The sequence below is a fragment of the Serratia sp. T13T92 genome (assembly GCF_047530105.1).
Classification (GTDB): Bacteria; Pseudomonadota; Gammaproteobacteria; order Enterobacterales; family Enterobacteriaceae; genus Chania; species Chania fonticola.
On sequence record NZ_JBLJAK010000006.1, the window covers coordinates 117,219 to 136,715 of the forward strand.

Sequence of the window (19,497 nt, forward strand, 5' to 3'; positions counted from 1 at the left end):
ACAAATCGGGGGGCACAAGGCCCCCCTAAAAACAGATTTAAGCGTTTTTCGAGGCTTAAGCGATAGTACGCTGGATCTCGATGATTTCGAACACTTCGATCATGTCGCCAACGCGCACGTCGTTGTAGTTCTTAACGCCGATACCACATTCCATACCGTTACGGACTTCGTTAACGTCATCTTTGAAGCGGCGCAGGGATTCCAGCTCGCCTTCATAGATAACCACGTTGTCACGCAGCACGCGGATTGGGTTGTGACGCTTGATGTTGCCTTCGGTCACCATACAGCCGGCAACAGCGCCGAACTTAGGTGATTTGAACACATCACGTACTTCAGCCAGACCGATGATCTGCTGTTTGTACTCAGGCGCCAACATACCGCTCATCGCCTGCTTCACTTCGTCGATCAGGTTATAGATCACGGAGTAGTAACGCAGATCCAGGCTTTCTGACTCAATCACGCGGCGGGCAGAAGCATCCGCACGCACGTTGAAGCCCAGGATGATGGCGTTGGATGCCGCAGCCAGGGTCGCGTCGGTTTCGGTGATACCACCTACGCCAGAACCCACAATCTTCACTTTCACTTCGTCGGTGGAGAGTTTCTGCAGTGAATCGGAAATCGCTTCACAGGTACCCTGTACGTCGGTTTTCAGCACGATGTTCAGTTCAGAAACTTCACCTTCGGTCATGTTCGCGAACATGTTCTCCAGTTTAGATTTCTGCTGGCGAGCCAGTTTAACTTCGCGGAACTTGCCTTGACGGTACAGCGCAACTTCACGCGCTTTCTTCTCGTCACGCACTACGGTCGCTTCGTCACCCGCAGCAGGAACGCTGGACAGGCCCAGGATCTCAACTGGGATAGAAGGACCCGCAGAGGTCACTTCACGACCCAATTCGTCACGCATCGCACGAACACGGCCATACTCGAAGCCACACAGGACGATATCGCCCTTGTTCAGCGTCCCTTCCTGTACCAGTACGGTAGCCACTGGGCCACGGCCTTTATCCAGGAAGGATTCGATTACCACACCGCTCGCCATGCCGCTACGAACCGCTTTCAGTTCGAGAACTTCGGCCTGCAGCAGGATAGCGTTCAACAGTTCGTCGATACCGGTACCGGCTTTCGCAGATACGTGAACGAACTGAGCTTCACCGCCCCACTCTTCTGGCATAACGCCATACTGAGACAGCTCTTGCTTGACGCGGTCTGGATCGGCTTCTGGCTTGTCAATTTTGTTAACCGCAACCACCAATGGCACTTTAGCCGCCTGAGCATGCTGAATGGCTTCGATGGTTTGTGGCATCACGCCGTCGTCTGCTGCTACTACCAGAACCACGATATCGGTCGCCTGAGCACCACGAGCACGCATTGAGGTAAACGCTGCGTGGCCTGGGGTATCCAGGAAGGTGATCATGCCGTTTTCGGTTTCTACGTGGTAAGCACCGATGTGCTGGGTAATACCACCGGCTTCGCCAACTGCCACCTTGGTGGAGCGGATGTAGTCGAGCAGAGAGGTTTTACCATGGTCAACGTGGCCCATGATGGTCACGACTGGCGCACGAGACTCGGCACCGGCGCCGGTGTCACGGTCGCTCATCAGCGCTTCTTCCAGCTCGTTCTCACGACGCAGGATAACTTTGTGGCCCATCTCTTCGGCAACCAGCTGTGCGGTTTCCTGGTCGATGACCTGGTTGATGGTGGCCATGGCGCCCAGCTTCATCATCGCTTTGATGACCTGAGAACCTTTTACCGCCATCTTGTTAGCCAGTTCGGCAACGGTGATGGTTTCGCCGATCACCACGTCACGGTTCACTACCTGAGCTGGCTTGTTAAAGCCCTGCTGCAGGGTGCTTGGCTTACGCTTGCCTTTACCGCCACGGGTCATGGTGCGAGCTTCTTCGCGGTCTGCTTTAGACTCGGAGAGCTTGTTGCCTTTCTTCTGTTTGGTCGCTTTGCCACCGCGAGTACGGCTACGGCGCTCACCTTCAACTTTAGCGTCGTTTTCGTCTTCGGCAGCACGAGCGTGCTCTGAGGTGGTTACGTGGTAGTCGGCTGTTTCAACCGCAGCGCTTGCTGCTTCGGCTTCGGCCCACTTCTCACCGTTTTCTTCGGCCATACGGCGCGCTTCTTCCGCTACGCGTTTGGCGTCTTCTTCCACCTTACGGCGTACTTCTTCTTCCGCTTTACGTTTCAGTTCGGCGGCTTCGGCTTCACGGCGTGCTTTTTCTGCCTGAGCTGGCTTGGTCATTTCGTCGGTATGTTGATTGGTCACTTTTTCTTTTTCCGCTGAATTACGCTTAGCAATCTCCGCGGCCTCACGTTTGGCTTGCTCTTCGGCTGCGCGCTTAGCTTCTGCTTCGCGTTTCGCTAGCTCTTCCGCTTCGCGCCTTGCCTGCTCTTCCGCTTCACGCTGTGCCTGCTCAGCCGCTTCAGCCTGTTGGGCTTCCTGCGGATCGCGATTTACATAAGTGCGTTTCTTGCGGACCTCAATTTGCACCGATTTACTCTTACCGCCGGTGCTCGGAATATTCAAAGTGCTGCGCGTTTTGCGCTGCAACGTGAGTTTGCTTGGCGCACTACCGTGTTCACGGTTCAGGTGCGCCAATAAGGTTTCTTTCTCATGCTGTGTCACAGAGTCGGTCTCAGACTTGTTGATCCCTGCATCAGCAAACTGCTGTACCAGGCGATCAACCGGTGTCTGTATCTCTGCTGCCAGCGATTTTACGGTTACATCTGTCGTCATGCTGTTCCTTCCTGCTACAGTTATTACGCGTTGTCGCCAAACCAACAGATATTACGTGCGGCCATAATCAGCTCGCCGGCTTGCTCATCGCTAAGCCCTTCAATATCAGCCAGATCGTCAACACCCTGCTCGGCAAGATCTTCCAGCGTACAAACCCCACGCGCGGCCAGTTTAAAGGCCATGCTGCGCTCAAGACCCGGAAGGTTGAGCAAATCATCAGCAGGTTTTTGGTCGCCCAGGCTTTCTTCCTGTGCCAGGGCCAGCGTGGTCAATGCAGCTTTGGCGCGATCGCGCAACGCTTCAACCATATCTTCATCCAGACCGTCGATTTCCAGCAGCTCTTTGATTGGCACGTAAGCCAGTTCTTCCAGCGTAGAGAAGCCTTCTTCGACCAGAACGGTGGCGAAATCTTCGTCGATATCAAGATACTTGGTGAAGGTATCAATGGCGGCATGAGCCTCGGCCTGATGCTTGGCCTGCAGATCGTCCGCCGTCATCACGTTCAGTTCCCAGCGATCATCATCACGATGCTGTTTCAACAGTTGGGAAGCTAAACGCACGTTTTGGCCATTACGGCCGATCGCCTGTGCCAGGTTGCTGGCTTCAACGGCGATGTCCATCGTGCACCGATCTTCATCCACCACGATCGAGGCAACATCTGCCGGGGCCATGGCGTTAATGACGAACTGTGCAGGGTTATCATCCCACAGGATGATATCAATACGTTCCCCGCCAAGCTCGCTCGAAACGGCCTGGACGCGGGCACCGCGCATACCGACACAGGCACCGACCGGGTCGATACGCTTGTCGTTGGTTTTCACGGCAATTTTTGCACGGGAGCCAGGATCACGGGCTGCCGCTTTAATCTCAATCACTTCTTCGCCAATTTCCGGCACTTCGATGCGGAACAGCTCTTTGAGCATATCCGGGCTGGAACGGCTGACGAACAGTTGCGCACCGCGCGCTTCCGGACGAACTGCGTACAGTACACCGCGGATACGGTCACCCGGGCGGAAGTTTTCGCGTGGCAGCATGTCTTCACGGCCAATGACCGCTTCGGCGTTGCTACCCAGATCCAGCGCTATGCTGTCACGGTTAACTTTTTTCACCACGCCGGTGACGATCTCACCTTCGTGTTGGCGGAAGGCATCAACCACCATCGCACGCTCGGCTTCACGCACTTTCTGTACGATGACCTGCTTCGCGGTCTGAGTGGTGATACGGTCGAAGGTCACAGATTCAATCTGATCTTCGATATAACCGCCCAATTCCATAGACGGATCTTCATACTGTGCAGCTTCCAGCGTGATCTCACGCGTTGGCTGGGTCACTTCATCAACGGCAACCCAACGGCGGAAGGTGTCGAAATCGCCAGTCTTACGGTCAATGCTGACACGGACCTCGATTTCCTGCTCATATTTTTTCTTGGTGGCGGTGGCTAAAGCGGTTTCCAGGGCTTCGAAAATCTTCTCACGTGGTAGGGATTTTTCATTGGAAACTGCTTCAACAACAGCCAGAATCTCTTTGTTCATCCTAGTTGCCTCATCCAAACTTTAAAAGTGGGGTACCAGGTTCGCTTTCTGAATATTACTCAGCGCGAACACTTCATCTTTCCCATCCACAGTAACCGTGATCATCTCGCCTTCTACAGACTTGATGATGCCCTGCCATTTGCGGCGGTTTTGTATCGCCATACGCAGAACAACGCTGACTTCGTCACCGAGAAAACGTTGATAGTGTTCCGCGGTAAACATAGGGCGCTCAAGGCCAGGAGAGGAGACTTCCAGGTTGTAAGCGACCGTGATCGGATCTTCGACGTCCAGTACAGCGCTGACCTGGTGGCTGACATCAGCGCAATCATCAACATTGATTCCGTTGTCACTATCAATATAGATGCGTAGTGTCGATTGGCGCGCCCGAATAAATTCGATGCCTACGAGCTCAAAGCCCAACGCCTCTACCGGTGCGGAAAGCATCTCTGTTAATTTTTGCTCTAATGTGGACAAGCCCACCCCCAAGACATAAAAAAAGGGCCTAATAGCCCAGTGATTCTGTTGCCAAATAACAAAAAACCCCGAAAATTCGGGGCTTTATGCAACTGGACCCTGTTTGCCGCAAAGCGGCTTCGGTGCAACTTTCTAGCAAGTGTCATTTTCAAATGTTGATCGAGAAAAGCGGAATTCAATCGAAAAGTGTATTTGAAAATAGACACTTAAAGGAAAGTGGTTGCGGGGGCCGGATTTGAACCGATGACCTTCGGGTTATGAGCCCGACGAGCTACCAGGCTGCTCCACCCCGCGTCCGAAAACGTGGCAAATATTACGCCGATAATTGCAAAAACGCAAGTTATCTCTGGGATTTGGTACCGAGGATGGGACTCGAACCCACAAGCCCGTTAGGGCACTACCACCTCAAGGTAGCGTGTCTACCAATTCCACCACCTCGGTACTGATTTTTACTGCTAACGGCTGTTTCTATTGAGGTCGAAAACAACCGTTTTAAAACTTTTCAGCGGCTTACTGCGGGATATCACTGACCGGTTTAGCTGGTGCTGCCGGAGTGCTGGTCTGCTCAGTTTGCGCTGGCTGACCCAGGTTTTCCCACTCGCTGCCTTTCTTGCCCTGATTGGTGCTCAGGTTGCCCAGGATCAGACTGATGACGAAGAACAGCGTCGCCAGAACAGCCGTCATGCGGGTCATAAAGTTGCCTGAACCGGTCGATCCGAAGAATGTGCCAGAAGCACCTGCTCCGAATGAGGCTCCCATATCAGCGCCTTTACCTTGCTGTAGCATGATCAGAGCGACTAGCCCGATCGATATCAGCAAGAAAATTACCAGAAGAGCTTCGTACATAGTGGTACCTGTATCCTTGCGGGTTCACCGCGTGCCAAATGCTTCTCACCCCAGATGCTTCCAAACTAAAGAAGGCGTGGCGTGTCACTAAAACAGCCCACTGAAGCGGGTGTGAATACTAACCAAAGCCGCCTGAGCGCGCAAGGGCAATTTGCAACCGCCGATGCGTTTGCGGAAAAAAACAGCAAAAGCAGGGTTAATCGGGAAATTACGCAGGCAGTGACAGCGTACCTGCGTAAAAACAGCGTGTTAACCTGCCAGCTTGACCGCATCGGCGATACGGTGCGCCAACGCGATAACCTGCTGTTCATCTTCGCCTTCCACCATCACGCGGATCAGCGGTTCAGTGCCCGATTTACGCAGCAATACGCGGCCACGACCCGCCAATTCGGCTTCGACCTGCTCAGCGACCTTCAACACCGCCTCTGACTCCAGCGGGTTATGCTCACCGACAAAGCGCACGTTGACCAGGATCTGTGGCAATAATTTCATACCGCTGCACAGGTCGTGCAGGCTCATGTTATTCCGCACGATTGCCGTCAACACTTGCAGGCCAGCGACGATACCGTCCCCGGTGGTGGTTTTGTCCAACAGGATCACGTGGCCGGAGTTTTCCGCCCCAATGCGCCAGCCCAACTCTTGCAGTTTTTCCAGTACGTAGCGGTCACCCACCTTGGCACGGGCAAACGGGATGCCGAGTTGCTTCAGTGCCAGCTCCAGACCCATGTTGCTCATCAGGGTGCCCACGGCACCGCCGCGCAGCTGCCCTTGGCGCAGGCCTTCACGAGCGATGATGTAGAGGATCTGATCGCCGTCGACCTTGTTACCCAGGTGATCCACCATCATCACGCGGTCGCCATCGCCATCAAAGGCCAGGCCAACGTGTGCCTGTTCTTCCAGCACGCGCGCCTGCAGTTGACGTACATCGGTAGCGCCACACTCTTCGTTGATGTTCATGCCATCCGGCTCACAGCCGATAGCGATCACCGTGGCGCCCAGCTCACGCAAAACGCTTGGGGCAATGTGATAGGTAGCGCCGTTGGCGCAGTCCACCACGATCTTCAGCCCGTTCAGGCTCAGTTCGCTCGGGAAGGTGCCTTTACAGAATTCGATATAGCGCCCAGCGGCATCGACAATGCGGCTGGCTTTACCCAACTCGGCAGATTCGACGCAGGTCAGCGGTTTTTCCATTTCCGCTTCAATCGCTTCTTCCACATCGTCTGGCAGTTTGGCGCCATCGATGGAGAAGAACTTGATGCCGTTATCATAGAACGGGTTATGTGAGGCAGAAATCACGATCCCGGCTTCCGCACGGAAAGTTCTGGTCAGATAAGCCACCGCAGGGGTTGGCATCGGGCCGGTAAACGAAGCAGACAGCCCCGCAGCCGCTAAACCGGCCTCCAGCGCTGACTCCAGCATATAGCCTGAGATACGGGTATCTTTACCGATGATGATTTTGCGGGAGCCATGGCGCGCCAATACCTTGCCGGCCGCCCAGCCCAACTTGAGGACGAACTCTGGGGTTATCGGGCTGTCACCCACCTTGCCACGAATGCCGTCGGTACCAAAGTATTTGCGTTCGCTCATGTTTCTACTATCCCTTAGCTGAAAGTGTTGCCTCGACGACACGCATCGCCTCGACGGTTTCTTTGACATCATGCACTCTGACTATCTGCGCCCCCTGCATCGCGGCAATCACCGCACAGGCAACGCTGCCGATAACCCGCTGTTCGGGTGGGACATTCAATAGCTGCCCAATCATCGATTTACGCGACATCCCCACCAACAGTGGCAAGCCAAAGTGATGAAATTCCGCCAATCGGGCCAGAAGCTGATAATTATGCGCTAAATTCTTACCGAAACCGAAGCCTGGGTCGAGTAACAATTTCTGTTTTGCTATGCCGCCTGCAATACAGCGGTCGATATGGTGCTGGAAAAACGCATTTACGTCCGCCATCAGGTCATCGTAATGCGGTGCCTGTTGCATGGTACGCGGCTCGCCTTGCATATGCATCAGGCAGACTGGCAGACCGCTTTCGGCGGCAGCCTGCAGCGCACCAGGCTCCTGCAACGAGCGAACGTCGTTGATCAGGTGCGCACCGGCTTTAGCGGATTCGCGGATCACGCCAGCTTTTGAGGTATCCACCGAGATAAAAATCTCAAACCGCTGCGCCAAGGCTTCCACTACCGGCACAACGCGCTCAATCTCTTCCTCTTCACTAACCTCAGCAGCGCCCGGGCGCGTGGACTCGCCACCCACATCGATCATCGTTGCACCCGCCGAAATCAGCGCATGCGCATGCAGTAGAGCATCATTCAGCGAATTATGCCGCCCGCCGTCAGAGAAGGAGTCTGGCGTAACATTGAGGATCCCCATCACCCGAGGATGGTTGAGATCGAGGATTTGGTCGCGCACGGTTAACTGCATGATTAATCTACCTTGGAGTCAATACTACTACTGTTGCCTGGAGTGGATCCCGCCCCTCTCACCCAAGGAGAGGTAGCAATTTTCAGCCAGCAATAAAAAACCCCGGCTGGCCGGGGTTTTATTTTACGCTACAGCCGATATTACTTGTCGAGCTGTTCAGACATGGTGTTGCCTGGGTTTGGCGTACGCGGCTCATCTACCGGCGTTGGTGCTTTTGGTGTGCCACCGTTGTCGGAGTTGTTGCTTTTCGCCACGTCGTCCCAACCTGCTGGCGGACGCACATCTTTACGGTTCATCAGGTCGTCGATCTGTGGTGCATCGATGGTTTCATATTTCATCAGTGCATCTTTCATCGAATGCAGGATGTCCATGTTTTCCATCAGCAACGCACGTGCGCGAATGTAGTTGCGCTCAATCAGGGATTTGACTTCCTGGTCGATGATACGTGCGGTTTCGTCCGACATGTGTTTCGCCTTGGCCACGGAACGGCCCAGGAACACCTCGCCCTCTTCTTCCGCATACAGCAATGGCCCCAGCTTCTCAGAGAAGCCCCATTGGGTCACCATATTGCGAGCGATCGAGGTAGCGACTTTAATGTCGTTCGATGCACCGGTAGAGACTTTTTCCGGCCCGTAAATAATTTCTTCTGCCAGACGGCCACCGTACAGGGTGGAGATTTGGCTTTCCAGCTTCTGACGGCTGGCGCTGATCGCATCCCCTTCCGGCAGGAAGAAGGTCACGCCGAGCGCACGGCCACGAGGAATAATCGTGACTTTATGCACCGGGTCATGCTCAGGAACCAGGCGGCCAATGATGGCGTGGCCCGCTTCGTGATAGGCGGTCGATTCTTTCTGTGCTTCCGTCATCACCATGGAGCGACGTTCCGCACCCATCATGATCTTGTCTTTGGCTTTTTCGAATTCCACCATCGACACCACGCGCTTGTTGCCACGTGCTGCGAACAGGGCCGCTTCGTTGACCAGGTTGGCCAAGTCCGCACCGGAGAAGCCCGGAGTACCACGTGCAAGCACAGAAGCATCAACATCTGGCGCCAACGGCACGCGACGGGAGTGCACCTTCAGGATTTGCTCACGGCCACGCACGTCTGGCAGCCCAACCACCACTTGGCGGTCGAAACGGCCTGGACGCAGTAACGCAGGGTCCAGTACGTCAGGACGGTTGGTTGCCGCGATGACGATAATGCCTTCGTTGCCTTCAAAGCCGTCCATCTCAACCAGCATCTGGTTCAGCGTTTGCTCACGTTCATCGTGACCACCGCCCAGACCTGCGCCACGTTGGCGACCTACGGCGTCGATTTCATCAATAAAGATGATGCACGGTGCCGCTTTCTTGGCCTGTTCGAACATGTCACGGACTCGGGATGCACCCACACCGACGAACATTTCGACGAAGTCAGAACCAGAAATGGTGAAGAACGGGACTTTCGCCTCGCCGGCAATCGCTTTCGCCAGCAGGGTTTTACCGGTACCCGGAGGGCCAACCATCAGCACGCCTTTCGGGATCTTACCGCCCAGCTTCTGGAAACGGCTCGGTTCGCGCAGGTAGTCTACCAGTTCACTCACTTCTTCTTTTGCTTCGTCACAGCCTGCAACGTCGGCAAAAGTGGTTTTAATCTGGTCTTCCGTCAGCATACGGGCCTTGCTCTTGCCGAAGGACATCGCGCCCTTGCCGCCGCCGCCCTGCATTTGCCGCATGAAGAAGATCCAGACCCCAATCAACAACAGCATTGGGAACCAGGAAATAAAGATGGAAGCCAGCAAACTTGGCTCTTCCGGTGGCTCACCAACAACTTTCACGTTTTTGGTTAACAACGTATCCAGCAACTTCGGATCGTTGACCGGAATGTAAGTGGTGTACTTGTTGCTGTCTTTACGGACAACGTTGATTTCACGCCCATTAATGCGCGCTTCACGGATCTGATCTTGGGTCAGTTCGGTCATGAAGGTAGAGTAATCTACCCTACGGCCATTAGACTCGCTGGGCCCAAAGCTCTGGAATACCGACATCAAAACGACCGCGATGACTAGCCAGAGAATTAGGTTTTTCGCCATGTCACTCAAGGGATTAACCTCATATTACAACTGTGTTAACAAACAGCGTTAGGGTACTACAGTTTCCGCCCTGTCGCTACAATGTACACTTCACGCGAACGTGCGCGAGAAGCGTCTGGCTTACGAATCTTAACCTTCGTAAACAGGGAGCGAATTTCCCGTAGGTACTCGTCAAAACCATCTCCCTGGAACACCTTCACCAGGAAACTACCGCCTGGTGCGAGAACATCACGACACATTTCCAGTGCTAATTCCACCAGATACATCGATTTTGGGATATCGACCGCCGGGGTGCCGCTCATATTCGGGGCCATGTCAGACATGACTACCTGAACCTTACTATCACCTACACGTTCCAACAGTGCTTTGAGGACCAGTTCATCACGAAAATCGCCCTGAAGGAAATCGACGCCAACGATAGGATCCATTGGCAAAATATCACAGGCAATGATACGCCCGTTACCACCAATCTGGGTTACCACATATTGCGACCAACCGCCCGGTGCAGCCCCCAAATCAACGACCGTCATACCCGGCTTGAACAGTTTGTCACTTTGCTGTATTTCATCAAGTTTAAACCAGGCGCGCGAGCGCAGCCCTTTTTTCTGCGCCTGAAGCACATATTTATCGCTAAAGTGTTCTTGGAGCCAGCGACTGGAACTGGCCGAACGCTTTTTATTTGCCATCGAGTATTCCAACTATCCTAAAAAGAGTCTCATGCCAGGTTCGCTTCTCACGTAAACTCAATTCGGTGCAGACCGATTTGGTGATACACATGAGATGGCGGTAGAATGTACCGTTTTCAATCCCAACTTAAGCAAAAAAGACAATGAATCTGAATAATAAACAAAAACAACACCTGAAAGGCCTGGCACATCCGTTAAAACCGGTGGTCATGCTGGGTAATAACGGTCTCACCGAAGGGGTGTTGGCTGAAATTGAGCTGGCTCTGGAGCATCACGAGCTGATCAAAGTAAAAATTGCTGCCGAAGATCGCGAAACCAAAACCCTGATCGCCGACGCTATTGTGCGTGAAACGGGTGCCTGCAATGTGCAAGTGATCGGCAGTACGCTTATTCTTTACCGCCCGGCGAAAGAGCGCAAGATCACTTTGCCGCGCTAATCCGCAATCTGTTTGCTGAGACGGTGCCATGCGCCGGGCTCAGATAAAAGGCCGCTTGCGGCCTTTTTCCTTTCTTTACAAAACCCTGCTGAACTTTTAACCAACTCGGGCGAAATTAAAGATATTCCACTTTCAGAATTTCGTATTCTACATCACCACCCGGGGTTTTGATGACAACAACATCATCCTGCTCTTTGCCAATCAGGCCACGAGCCATCGGTGAGTTGACAGAGATAAGATTTTTCTTAAAGTCTGCTTCATCATCACCCACGATGCGGTAAGTCACCTGATCTTCGCTATCCAGGTTCATCACCGAGACGGTAGCGCCAAAAATCACGCGGCCAGTCTGAGGCATTTTGGTGATGTCGATCACCTGCGCATTGGACAGTTTGGCCTCGATTTCCTGGATACGCCCTTCACAGAAACCCTGCTGTTCACGAGCGGCATGGTACTCGGCGTTTTCTTTCAGGTCACCGTGTTCGCGTGCGGTGGCGATGTCGGCAATGATTTTCGGGCGACGCACACCTTTCAAATATTCTAGTTCTTCACGCAGCTGTTCTGCGCCAAACAAGGTCATCGGGATCTGTTTCATCGTTAAATACCTCTAAATCTATCCTGTTCAAATATACCCGTGGTGTAGCAAGCATCCCCAGGGCATTAGCGTCATCCTGACGTGTTCGTATGAAATTACGGCAGGCGTTGCGCCTTCCGTCTCCAGGCGATAAACAAAAGAAACCGAGCTCGGAGGTTTGCTCCAAGTCAGCGTCGATTTTGCATTTTGATACGCATTTTAGCCTAGAGTTCCTTAAGGGTCATCGTTTACTTTATCCCTTGATGCACCGTAGTATGACAGCACGTTATCCAGCTGTTACCCCGAGATTATGCGTTTTTCACGAATTGTCAGTGTATTGGCCTGCGCATTTGCTGTTAATGCCCATGCGGCCCCGGTTGAAGATTACACCCAATATTTGCCTGATGGGGCGAACCTGGCCCTGATCGTTCAGAAGATTGGCGCGACCACGCCAACCATCGACTATCACTCACAGCAAATGGCACTCCCGGCCAGCACCCAGAAGGTGCTTACCGCGCTGGCGGCTTTGTTGCAGCTCGGGCCGGATTATCGCTTCACCACGACACTGGAAAGTCAGGGCAACATCACGGATGGCGTGTTGCGTGGCAACCTTATCGCCCGTTTCAGCGGAGATCCCACCTTCAAGCGGCAGAATCTGCGCAATATGGTGGCGGAACTGAAAAAACAGGGAGTGCGCGAAATCAGCGGCGACGTGCTGGTCGATACCTCGGTATTTGCCAGCCATGACAAAGCGCCCGGCTGGCCCTGGAACGATATGACCCAGTGCTTCAGCGCCCCGCCAGCGGCAGCGATTGTCGATCGCAACTGTTTCTCGGTTTCCCTTTACAGCGCCCCTAACCCCGGTGAGATGGCGTTTATTCGCGTGGCTTCATTCTACCCGGTCAATATGTTCAGCCAGGTAAGAACGCTGGCGAAAGGCTCTCCGGATGCCCAATATTGTGAACTGGATGTGGTTCCGGGCGAATTGAACCGCTTTACACTGACGGGATGCCTGACCCAGCGCAGTGAGCCACTGCCGTTGGCATTCGCCATTCAAGACGGGGCCAGCTATGCCGGCGCCATCCTGAAAGATGAGTTGGTCAAGTCAGGGATCCAGATTGGCGGCCATTTGAAACGCCAAACCCAGCCAGGCATGACGGGCACGGTCATCGCCCAGACGCAGTCTGCACCGTTGCATGACCTGCTGAAAATCATGCTGAAGAAGTCGGACAACATGATTGCCGATACCGTGTTTCGCACCATCGGCCATGAACGCTTTGGCGTACCGGGCACCTGGCGCGCGGGGGCAGATGCAGTACGCCAGGTTCTGCGCCAGAAGGCCGGGGTAGATCTGGGTAACAGCATCGTGGTGGACGGCTCTGGCCTGTCGCGCCACAACCTGCTGGCACCTGCTACCATGATGCAGGCGTTGCAATATATTGCTCAGCACGACAGCGAGCTCAACTTTATCTCGATGCTGCCGCTGTCCGGTTATGATGGCACGCTGCGCTATCGCGGTGGCCTGCACGAAGCCGGGGTCGACGGTAAGGTTTCTGCCAAAACCGGCGCGCTGCAAGGGGTCTACAACCTGGCCGGCTTTATCACTACGGCCAGCGGTCAGCGCCTTGCCTTTGTCCAATATCTCTCTGGTTACGCGGTGCCACCAGAAGATCAGAAACAGCGCCGAGCGCCGCTGGTGCGGTTCGAAAGCCGGTTGTATCGGGATATCTATCAGAACAATTGAGGCCCAAGGGCATGAAGCTACTGATTGTTGAGGACGATGAGTTATTGCAGCAAGGCGTGGCGTTGGCAATGTCCAACGAAGGCTACGCCTGTGATTGTGCGGCCAGTGCTGCGCAGGCCAATAGCCTGATCGTCACCAGCCAGTACAGTATGGTGATCCTTGACCTCGGCCTGCCAGATATTGACGGTGCCACCCTGCTGCGGCAGTGGCGTCGTCAACACATCAGCATCCCGGTGTTGATCCTCACCGCTCGTGACGCGTTGCAAGACCGTGTCGATGGCCTGGACGCCGGTGCCGATGACTATCTGGTCAAACCCTTTGCGCTGATTGAGCTGCAAGCCCGGGTGCGCGCTTTGATCCGCCGCTATCAGGGCCACAGCGATAACCTGCTGCAACAGGACGATCTGACACTCAACCTGTCCAGCCAGCAGGTGTATCTGCAACAGCAGGCGATAGACGTCACGCCGAAAGAGTTTGCCATTCTGTCGCGTCTGATGATGCGGGCCGGGCAAACCGTCAACCGTGAGCTGTTGCAACAGGATCTCTATACCTGGAACGACGATCTGGGCTCGAACACCCTCGAAGTGCATATGCACAACTTGCGCCGTAAACTGGGCAAAGATCGTATCCGTACCATACGTGGCATCGGTTACCGTCTGGAGCCCGCATCTTGATCAGCATGCGCCGTCGTTTGCTGCTGATGTTGGCCCTGATCCTGCTGGTCACCCAGCTCATCAGCGCATTTTGGTTATGGCACGAAAGCCAGGAGCAGATCACTTTCCTGGTAGATGAAACCCTCTCAGCCAAAGTCCGCAACGAACGGGTCGATACCGAGATTGCCGAAGCGATAGCTTCTCTGCTAGCTCCCTCATTGATCATGATGGTGGTGACCTTGCTGGCCTCCTTCTGGGCCATCAGTTGGATTATCCGGCCGCTGAATCAACTGCAGGAAAAGCTCGAGAAACGTTCGGCAGATAATCTGACCCCTTTGCCAGTATCTAACGACAGCCTAGAGGTGGTAGCGGTCACCAAGGCATTGAATCAGTTATTGTCACGACTTGACCATACCATCCAGCAGGAACGCCTGTTTACGGCCGATGCGGCCCATGAATTACGCACGCCGCTGGCGGGGATCCGTTTGCATCTGGAACTCATGGAGCAACAGGGGATCACGGGTAGTAAGCAACTGATCGCCCGCATTGACCAACTAATGCACGTGGTTGAGCAATTGCTGATGCTATCGCGCGCCGGGCAGGATTTCGCCAGCGGCCATTACCAACAGTTTGACTGGGTGGCCAACGTTATCAAGCCACTGCAGGGTGAGCTGGAGGAGCTTGCCGCTCTACGCGGACAAAAGATTGTCTGGCAACTGCCAGCCAGTGCCCCGACCCATGGCGATCCGGTGCTGCTGCGCCTGATGCTGCGTAATCTGGTTGAAAATGCGCACCGTTATGGCCCTGAGAAGAGTGTCATTCGTGTTCAGCTCATCCCCGAGAATAATGGACAACGCTTACAGGTTCTCGACGAGGGGCCGGGTATCAAACAAGAGATGGCGGGAGAGTTGACTCAGGCCTTCCGCCGGATGGACCAGCGTTATGGTGGCAGCGGGCTGGGATTGAATATCGTGATCCGTATCGTTCAGTTGCACCGTGGCTGTCTACGTCTGGAAAACCGCACCGATGCCAGCGGCCTGGATGCCCAGTGCTGGTTACCCGATAATATTTTAAATCAGTAAACACCAGGGCGCAGCATGCAGCGCCCCTACGTAAAAGATTTTCAGCCGTCCAAAAAACAACAAGGGCCCGGTTCATCGAACCGAGCCCTTACTTTATTACGCAGAATTACTTCTGGTAGACGATTTCGACGCCTTCGTCGTCATCTTCATCCCAGTCATCATCCCAATCGTCATCCGCTTCAGCTTCCACTTCAGCGATCTGCTCACGGTGGTAATCATCCCACATGAACTCGACTTTTTCTGGCGCGCTTTCTTCGATCGCCATGGCTTTAGGTTGCGTATTGATAAAGTTCATCACGTCCCAGCACAGCGCGTTAACGCCTTCGCGGTTCGCAGCGGAGATCATGTAGTACTTACCTTCCCAACCCATGCCTTCTACGATCGCCTTGGCGCGCTCGGCGGCCTCTTCCTCGTCCAGCAGGTCAACTTTGTTGAACACCAGCCAGCGTGGCTTGTGCGACAGATTCTCGCTGTACTGGTTGAGCTCGTTGATGATCACCTTGGCATTCTCTACAGGATCGGACTCGTCGATAGGCGCAATGTCCACCAGGTGCAGCAACACGCGGCAGCGCTCCAGGTGTTTCAGGAAACGGATCCCCAGCCCAGCACCTTCATGTGCGCCTTCGATCAAGCCAGGAATGTCCGCCACCACGAAGCTTTGTTCATGGTCCATACGTACCACGCCCAGGCTCGGTACCAGCGTGGTGAACGGGTAGTCCGCCACTTTTGGCTTGGCGGCAGAAACCGCGCGAATGAAGGTCGACTTACCGGCGTTCGGCAGGCCCAACATGCCCACATCCGCCAGCAGCAGCAGTTCCAGCAGGATATCGCGCATCTCGCCCTTGGTACCCAGCGTTTTTTGGCGCGGAGCACGGTTTACCGAGGATTTGAAACGGGTGTTGCCCAGGCCGTGCCAACCGCCCTTCGCCACCATCAGACGCTGCTGATGACGGGTCATATCGCCGAGGATCTCACCGGTGCCCTGATCCTGCACACGAGTACCGACCGGCACCTTGATTTCGACATCTTTACCGCGTTTACCGGTACAGTCACGGCTCTGACCATTCTGGCCACGTTCGGCACGGAAAGATTTTTCAAAGCGGTAATCGATCAGGGTATTCAGGTTTTCGTCTGCCACCAGGTAGACGTCACCGCCGTCACCGCCGTCACCGCCGTCTGGCCCACCGTTCGGGATGTATTTTTCGCGGCGGAAGCTGACGCAACCATTACCGCCATCACCTGCCACGACCAGGATCGTTGCTTCATCTACAAACTTCATTTACCGTCTCCGTAACTCATTCACCGGGCCGCTTCAAAGAAGCAACCAGGTTGGTTTCTGCCCGTCGCGGCCACCAACGGTGACCAATTGCGGAAAACATGGCACCTGCAACCACCACAAAAGCACCTACATAGCCAACGACATTCAATGCCGGGGCCGTAAATACCTGTGGCCAGGCCAGCGCCAATAAATCTGAAAACAGCAGGGTAAACAGGGGAGTCAGCGTGATTAACGCACTCACCTGGGCCGCCTGCCAGCGCGCCATCGCTTCCGCCAGCGCACCATAACCAATCAGCGTGTTAGCACCACAGAACAGCAGACAGGCCAATTGCCAGCCGCTGAGCTGGAAAATCACCGCTGGCTTCGCAAGCGGGAATAACGCGATCGCACATAAAGTGTACAACAAGACCAGGATCTGCGGTGAGGCCAATCGACGCAGTAATACTTTCTGCGCCACGCCATAGGTCACCCAAACCATGGCTGCACACACGCCCAACAACACACCGAGCGTGTAGTCTGTGAACTGAGTGAAGATCTCGATCAGGCTGACGTTGAAAAACAGCATCAGCCCGCAGATCAGCATCAGAGCGCCAATCACCTGAGTGATACGCATCCTTTCTTTCAGGATCAATACGCTGGCGAACATCATGCCCACCGGCGAGAGTTGGCCGATAACCTGCGAGGCCGTCGGACTCAAATATTGCAGCGAAGAGCTGAAGAAGACAAAGTTGCCCAACAACCCGGCAGTGGCGATCGCCAGCAACAGCAACCAGCGGGGTTGACGGAACATTTTCACCGGGGGTAAGCGCCCGCGCACTGCCAGGATCATCCCCAGGCCGATGGCGGCAATCGTAAAGCGATACCAGACGATGGTAAACGGCTCCATCACTTCCAGCACTTCTTTCATTGCGATAGGCAGTGCGCCCCAGCAAACCGCTGTGGTGACCGCCAGAAAAATACCAACGCCAGCCTGCTGTTTTTTTTCCATCTTCTCACTGTCTGTGCGTTGTGCCGCCAAGCACAAGCAATCTATAAATGTAAAAAGCCCCGCAACGAATTGCGGGGCTTAACATCTATTTCGTAAGGCTCGAAAAATTATTCAGCTTCGATGCTGATAAATTTACGATTGCTCGGGCCTTTAACTTCGAATTTGACTTTACCGTCTTTCAAAGCAAACAGAGTGTGGTCTTTGCCGCAACCCACGTTGGTACCAGCGTGGAATTTGGTGCCGCGCTGACGAACGATGATGCTGCCTGCCAGTACTGCTTCGCCGCCAAAGCGTTTTACGCCCAGACGTTTAGCTTCTGAATCGCGACCGTTACGAGTCGAGCCGCCAGCCTTTTTGTGTGCCATTAATCCGCTCTCCTAACTTAAGCGCTGATGCCGGTGATTTTAACATCAGTGAACCACTGACGGTGACCTTGCTGCTTACGATAGTGCTTACGACGACGAAACTTAACAATCTTGATCTTTTCGCCACGACCGTGAGCAACCACTTCAGCTTTGATCTTACCGCCATCGACGAAAGGAACGCCGATTTTGATATCTTCGCCATTAGCGATCATCAGAATCTGGTCAAACTCAACCGCTTCACCAGTTGCGATGTCCAGCTTTTCCAAGCGAACGGTCTGACCTTCGCTTACTCGGTGTTGTTTACCACCACTTTGGAAAACCGCGTACATATAAAACTCCGCTTTCCGCGTGCCCAACTGTTCAGTACAGAGCGCGCTATAAATATTCACAATAGGGCGCGAATTCTACGCAATAATCCCGCATATGACAAGAGCAGATTAGGGCCAGAAGGTGAAAAAAGAAGAAAAAAAACACAGTTTCTCTCACAACGTTTATCTGGGCCGATTTTCAAGTACAATCAACAGGACAGTTACCGCCATGTACCGATGTGAGCAGCGTTCTCATCGCGGTCAACAGAAACACAGCTGAAAAAAATACAATGAACCTAGAACAAATTACTGAGTTAACCGCGCAAGATATGGCGGCCGTGAACGCAACAATTCTCGAACAGTTGAATTCCGATGTCACGCTCATCAATCAACTTGGCTATTACATTATCAGCGGTGGCGGTAAGCGCATTCGCCCGATGATCGCCGTTCTGGCGGCACGGGCCTTGCACTATCAAGGCGATAAACACATTGCCGTTGCTGCCCTGATAGAGTTCATCCATACCGCTACCCTGTTGCATGATGACGTGGTGGATGAGTCCGACATGCGCCGTGGCAAGGCGACCGCCAACGCGGCGTTTGGCAATGCCGCCAGCGTGCTAGTGGGCGATTTCATTTATACGCGTGCTTTCCAGATGATGACCAGCCTGGAATCGCTGCGCGTGCTGGCAGTGATGTCCGAAGCGGTCAACGTGATCGCCGAAGGGGAAGTGCTGCAGTTGATGAACGTCAACGATCCGAATATCAGTGAAGAAAACTATATGCGGGTCATCTACAGCAAAACCGCTCGTCTGTTTGAGGCGGCAGCCCAGTCATCAGCCATCCTCTCAGAGGCTAACCCGGCCGAAGAGCAAGCACTGCAAGACTATGGCCGCTATCTTGGTACGGCATTCCAACTGATCGACGATCTGCTGGACTACAGTGCAGACGGCGTGACCCTGGGTAAAAATACCGGCGATGACTTGAACGAGGGCAAGCCGACACTGCCGTTGTTGCATGCGATGCATAATGGCAATGCCGAGCAGTCTGCGATGATCCGTGGCGCGATTGAACAGGGGAATGGCCGCCATCTGCTGGAGCCGGTTCTGGCTACCATGCAGGAGTGTGGTTCACTCACCTATACACGTCAGCGCGCAGAAGAAGAAGCGGACAAGGCGATCGCCGCATTGCAGATTTTGCCCGACTCTCCTTATCGAACCGCACTGGAAGGATTAGCGCATCTGGCGGTTCAACGAGACTTTTAAGAAACTTAAGTTTCTTAATATTCAAAT

General features: G+C 54.0%; 18 protein-coding genes and 2 tRNA genes. 5 read left to right on the forward strand and 15 right to left on the reverse strand.

The window, feature by feature from the left end; all coding sequences use genetic code 11:
- Positions 1-55 precede the first annotated feature (55 nt).
- From infB to rlmE, 10 genes are all read right to left on the reverse strand, one after another.
- Positions 56-2,743, reverse strand: coding sequence for a translation initiation factor IF-2 (gene infB, locus ACMV5I_RS08995; RefSeq protein WP_021807516.1), 2,688 nt, complete (start codon positions 2,741-2,743; stop codon positions 56-58).
- Between the two features lie 23 nt (positions 2,744-2,766).
- Positions 2,767-4,275: a transcription termination factor NusA gene (gene nusA, locus ACMV5I_RS09000; RefSeq protein ID WP_024483371.1), complete on the reverse strand. Its 1,509-nt coding sequence runs from the start codon at positions 4,273-4,275 to the stop codon at positions 2,767-2,769.
- A gap of 21 nt (positions 4,276-4,296) precedes the next feature.
- Positions 4,297-4,749 (reverse strand): ribosome maturation factor RimP, encoded by a 453-nt coding sequence (gene rimP, locus ACMV5I_RS09005; protein ID WP_024483370.1) that lies wholly within the window; start codon positions 4,747-4,749, stop codon positions 4,297-4,299.
- 217 nt (positions 4,750-4,966) lie between these two features.
- Positions 4,967-5,043, reverse strand: a tRNA-Met gene (locus ACMV5I_RS09010).
- Between the two features lie 60 nt (positions 5,044-5,103).
- A tRNA-Leu gene (locus ACMV5I_RS09015) sits at positions 5,104-5,190 on the reverse strand.
- Positions 5,191-5,259: 69 nt separating this feature from the next.
- On the reverse strand, positions 5,260-5,595 hold the full coding sequence (secG, locus tag ACMV5I_RS09020) for a preprotein translocase subunit SecG (RefSeq protein WP_024483369.1): 336 nt from the start codon (positions 5,593-5,595) through the stop codon (positions 5,260-5,262).
- A gap of 249 nt (positions 5,596-5,844) precedes the next feature.
- The gene (glmM, locus tag ACMV5I_RS09025; protein WP_024483368.1) at positions 5,845-7,182 is read right to left on the reverse strand and encodes a phosphoglucosamine mutase; all 1,338 of its coding nucleotides are present in this window, start codon (positions 7,180-7,182) and stop codon (positions 5,845-5,847) included.
- A gap of 7 nt (positions 7,183-7,189) precedes the next feature.
- Complete coding sequence (gene folP / locus ACMV5I_RS09030; RefSeq protein ID WP_021807519.1) at positions 7,190-8,023, reverse strand: dihydropteroate synthase; 834 nt, start codon at positions 8,021-8,023, stop codon at positions 7,190-7,192.
- Between the two features lie 140 nt (positions 8,024-8,163).
- Positions 8,164-10,095, reverse strand: a complete 1,932-nt coding sequence (gene ftsH / locus ACMV5I_RS09035) for an ATP-dependent zinc metalloprotease FtsH (RefSeq protein ID WP_024529076.1) — start codon at positions 10,093-10,095, stop codon at positions 8,164-8,166.
- Positions 10,096-10,151: 56 nt separating this feature from the next.
- On the reverse strand, positions 10,152-10,781 hold the full coding sequence (rlmE, locus tag ACMV5I_RS09040) for a 23S rRNA (uridine(2552)-2'-O)-methyltransferase RlmE (protein ID WP_021179046.1): 630 nt from the start codon (positions 10,779-10,781) through the stop codon (positions 10,152-10,154).
- A 143-nt stretch (positions 10,782-10,924) separates the two neighbouring features.
- Here rlmE and yhbY point away from each other — a divergent pair, with 143 nt between their 5' ends.
- On the forward strand, positions 10,925-11,218 hold the full coding sequence (yhbY, locus tag ACMV5I_RS09045) for a ribosome assembly RNA-binding protein YhbY (RefSeq protein WP_121608521.1): 294 nt from the start codon (positions 10,925-10,927) through the stop codon (positions 11,216-11,218).
- Between the two features lie 115 nt (positions 11,219-11,333).
- Here the strand turns inward: yhbY and greA are convergent, their stop codons facing one another.
- A complete protein-coding gene (greA, locus tag ACMV5I_RS09050; RefSeq protein WP_021179044.1) occupies positions 11,334-11,810 on the reverse strand; it encodes a transcription elongation factor GreA in 477 nt (158 codons plus the stop codon).
- Between the two features lie 289 nt (positions 11,811-12,099).
- Here greA and dacB point away from each other — a divergent pair, with 289 nt between their 5' ends.
- The 3 genes from dacB to pmrB are packed head-to-tail and all read left to right on the forward strand — an operon-like array spanning position 12,100 to position 15,268.
- The gene (gene dacB / locus ACMV5I_RS09055) at positions 12,100-13,533 is read left to right on the forward strand and encodes a serine-type D-Ala-D-Ala carboxypeptidase (RefSeq protein ID WP_021807522.1); all 1,434 of its coding nucleotides are present in this window, start codon (positions 12,100-12,102) and stop codon (positions 13,531-13,533) included.
- An 11-nt stretch (positions 13,534-13,544) separates the two neighbouring features.
- Entirely contained in the window at positions 13,545-14,207 is a 663-nt protein-coding gene (gene pmrA / locus ACMV5I_RS09060) for a two-component system response regulator PmrA (RefSeq protein WP_121608520.1), read from the forward strand.
- Entirely contained in the window at positions 14,204-15,268 is a 1,065-nt protein-coding gene (pmrB, locus tag ACMV5I_RS09065) for a two-component system sensor histidine kinase PmrB (protein WP_414824175.1), read from the forward strand. Before pmrA ends, pmrB begins: the two co-directional genes overlap by 4 nt.
- A 106-nt stretch (positions 15,269-15,374) precedes the next feature.
- Here pmrB and cgtA read toward each other — a convergent pair whose 3' ends face one another.
- From cgtA to rplU, 4 genes are all read right to left on the reverse strand, one after another.
- Positions 15,375-16,547 carry an Obg family GTPase CgtA gene (gene cgtA, locus ACMV5I_RS09070; RefSeq protein WP_024483364.1) on the reverse strand — a complete coding sequence of 391 codons (1,173 nt, stop codon included), beginning with the start codon at positions 16,545-16,547 and terminating at the stop codon, positions 15,375-15,377.
- Positions 16,548-16,563: 16 nt separating this feature from the next.
- Positions 16,564-17,535: a DMT family transporter gene (locus tag ACMV5I_RS09075; RefSeq protein ID WP_021807524.1), complete on the reverse strand. Its 972-nt coding sequence runs from the start codon at positions 17,533-17,535 to the stop codon at positions 16,564-16,566.
- Positions 17,536-17,642: 107 nt separating this feature from the next.
- Positions 17,643-17,900: a 50S ribosomal protein L27 gene (gene rpmA / locus ACMV5I_RS09080; RefSeq protein WP_004933559.1), complete on the reverse strand. Its 258-nt coding sequence runs from the start codon at positions 17,898-17,900 to the stop codon at positions 17,643-17,645.
- Positions 17,901-17,917: 17 nt separating this feature from the next.
- The gene (gene rplU, locus ACMV5I_RS09085; RefSeq protein ID WP_004955927.1) at positions 17,918-18,229 is read right to left on the reverse strand and encodes a 50S ribosomal protein L21; all 312 of its coding nucleotides are present in this window, start codon (positions 18,227-18,229) and stop codon (positions 17,918-17,920) included.
- Positions 18,230-18,498: 269 nt separating this feature from the next.
- Here rplU and ispB point away from each other — a divergent pair, with 269 nt between their 5' ends.
- Positions 18,499-19,470: an octaprenyl diphosphate synthase gene (gene ispB, locus ACMV5I_RS09090; protein WP_021807527.1), complete on the forward strand. Its 972-nt coding sequence runs from the start codon at positions 18,499-18,501 to the stop codon at positions 19,468-19,470.
- Positions 19,471-19,497 lie beyond the last annotated feature (27 nt).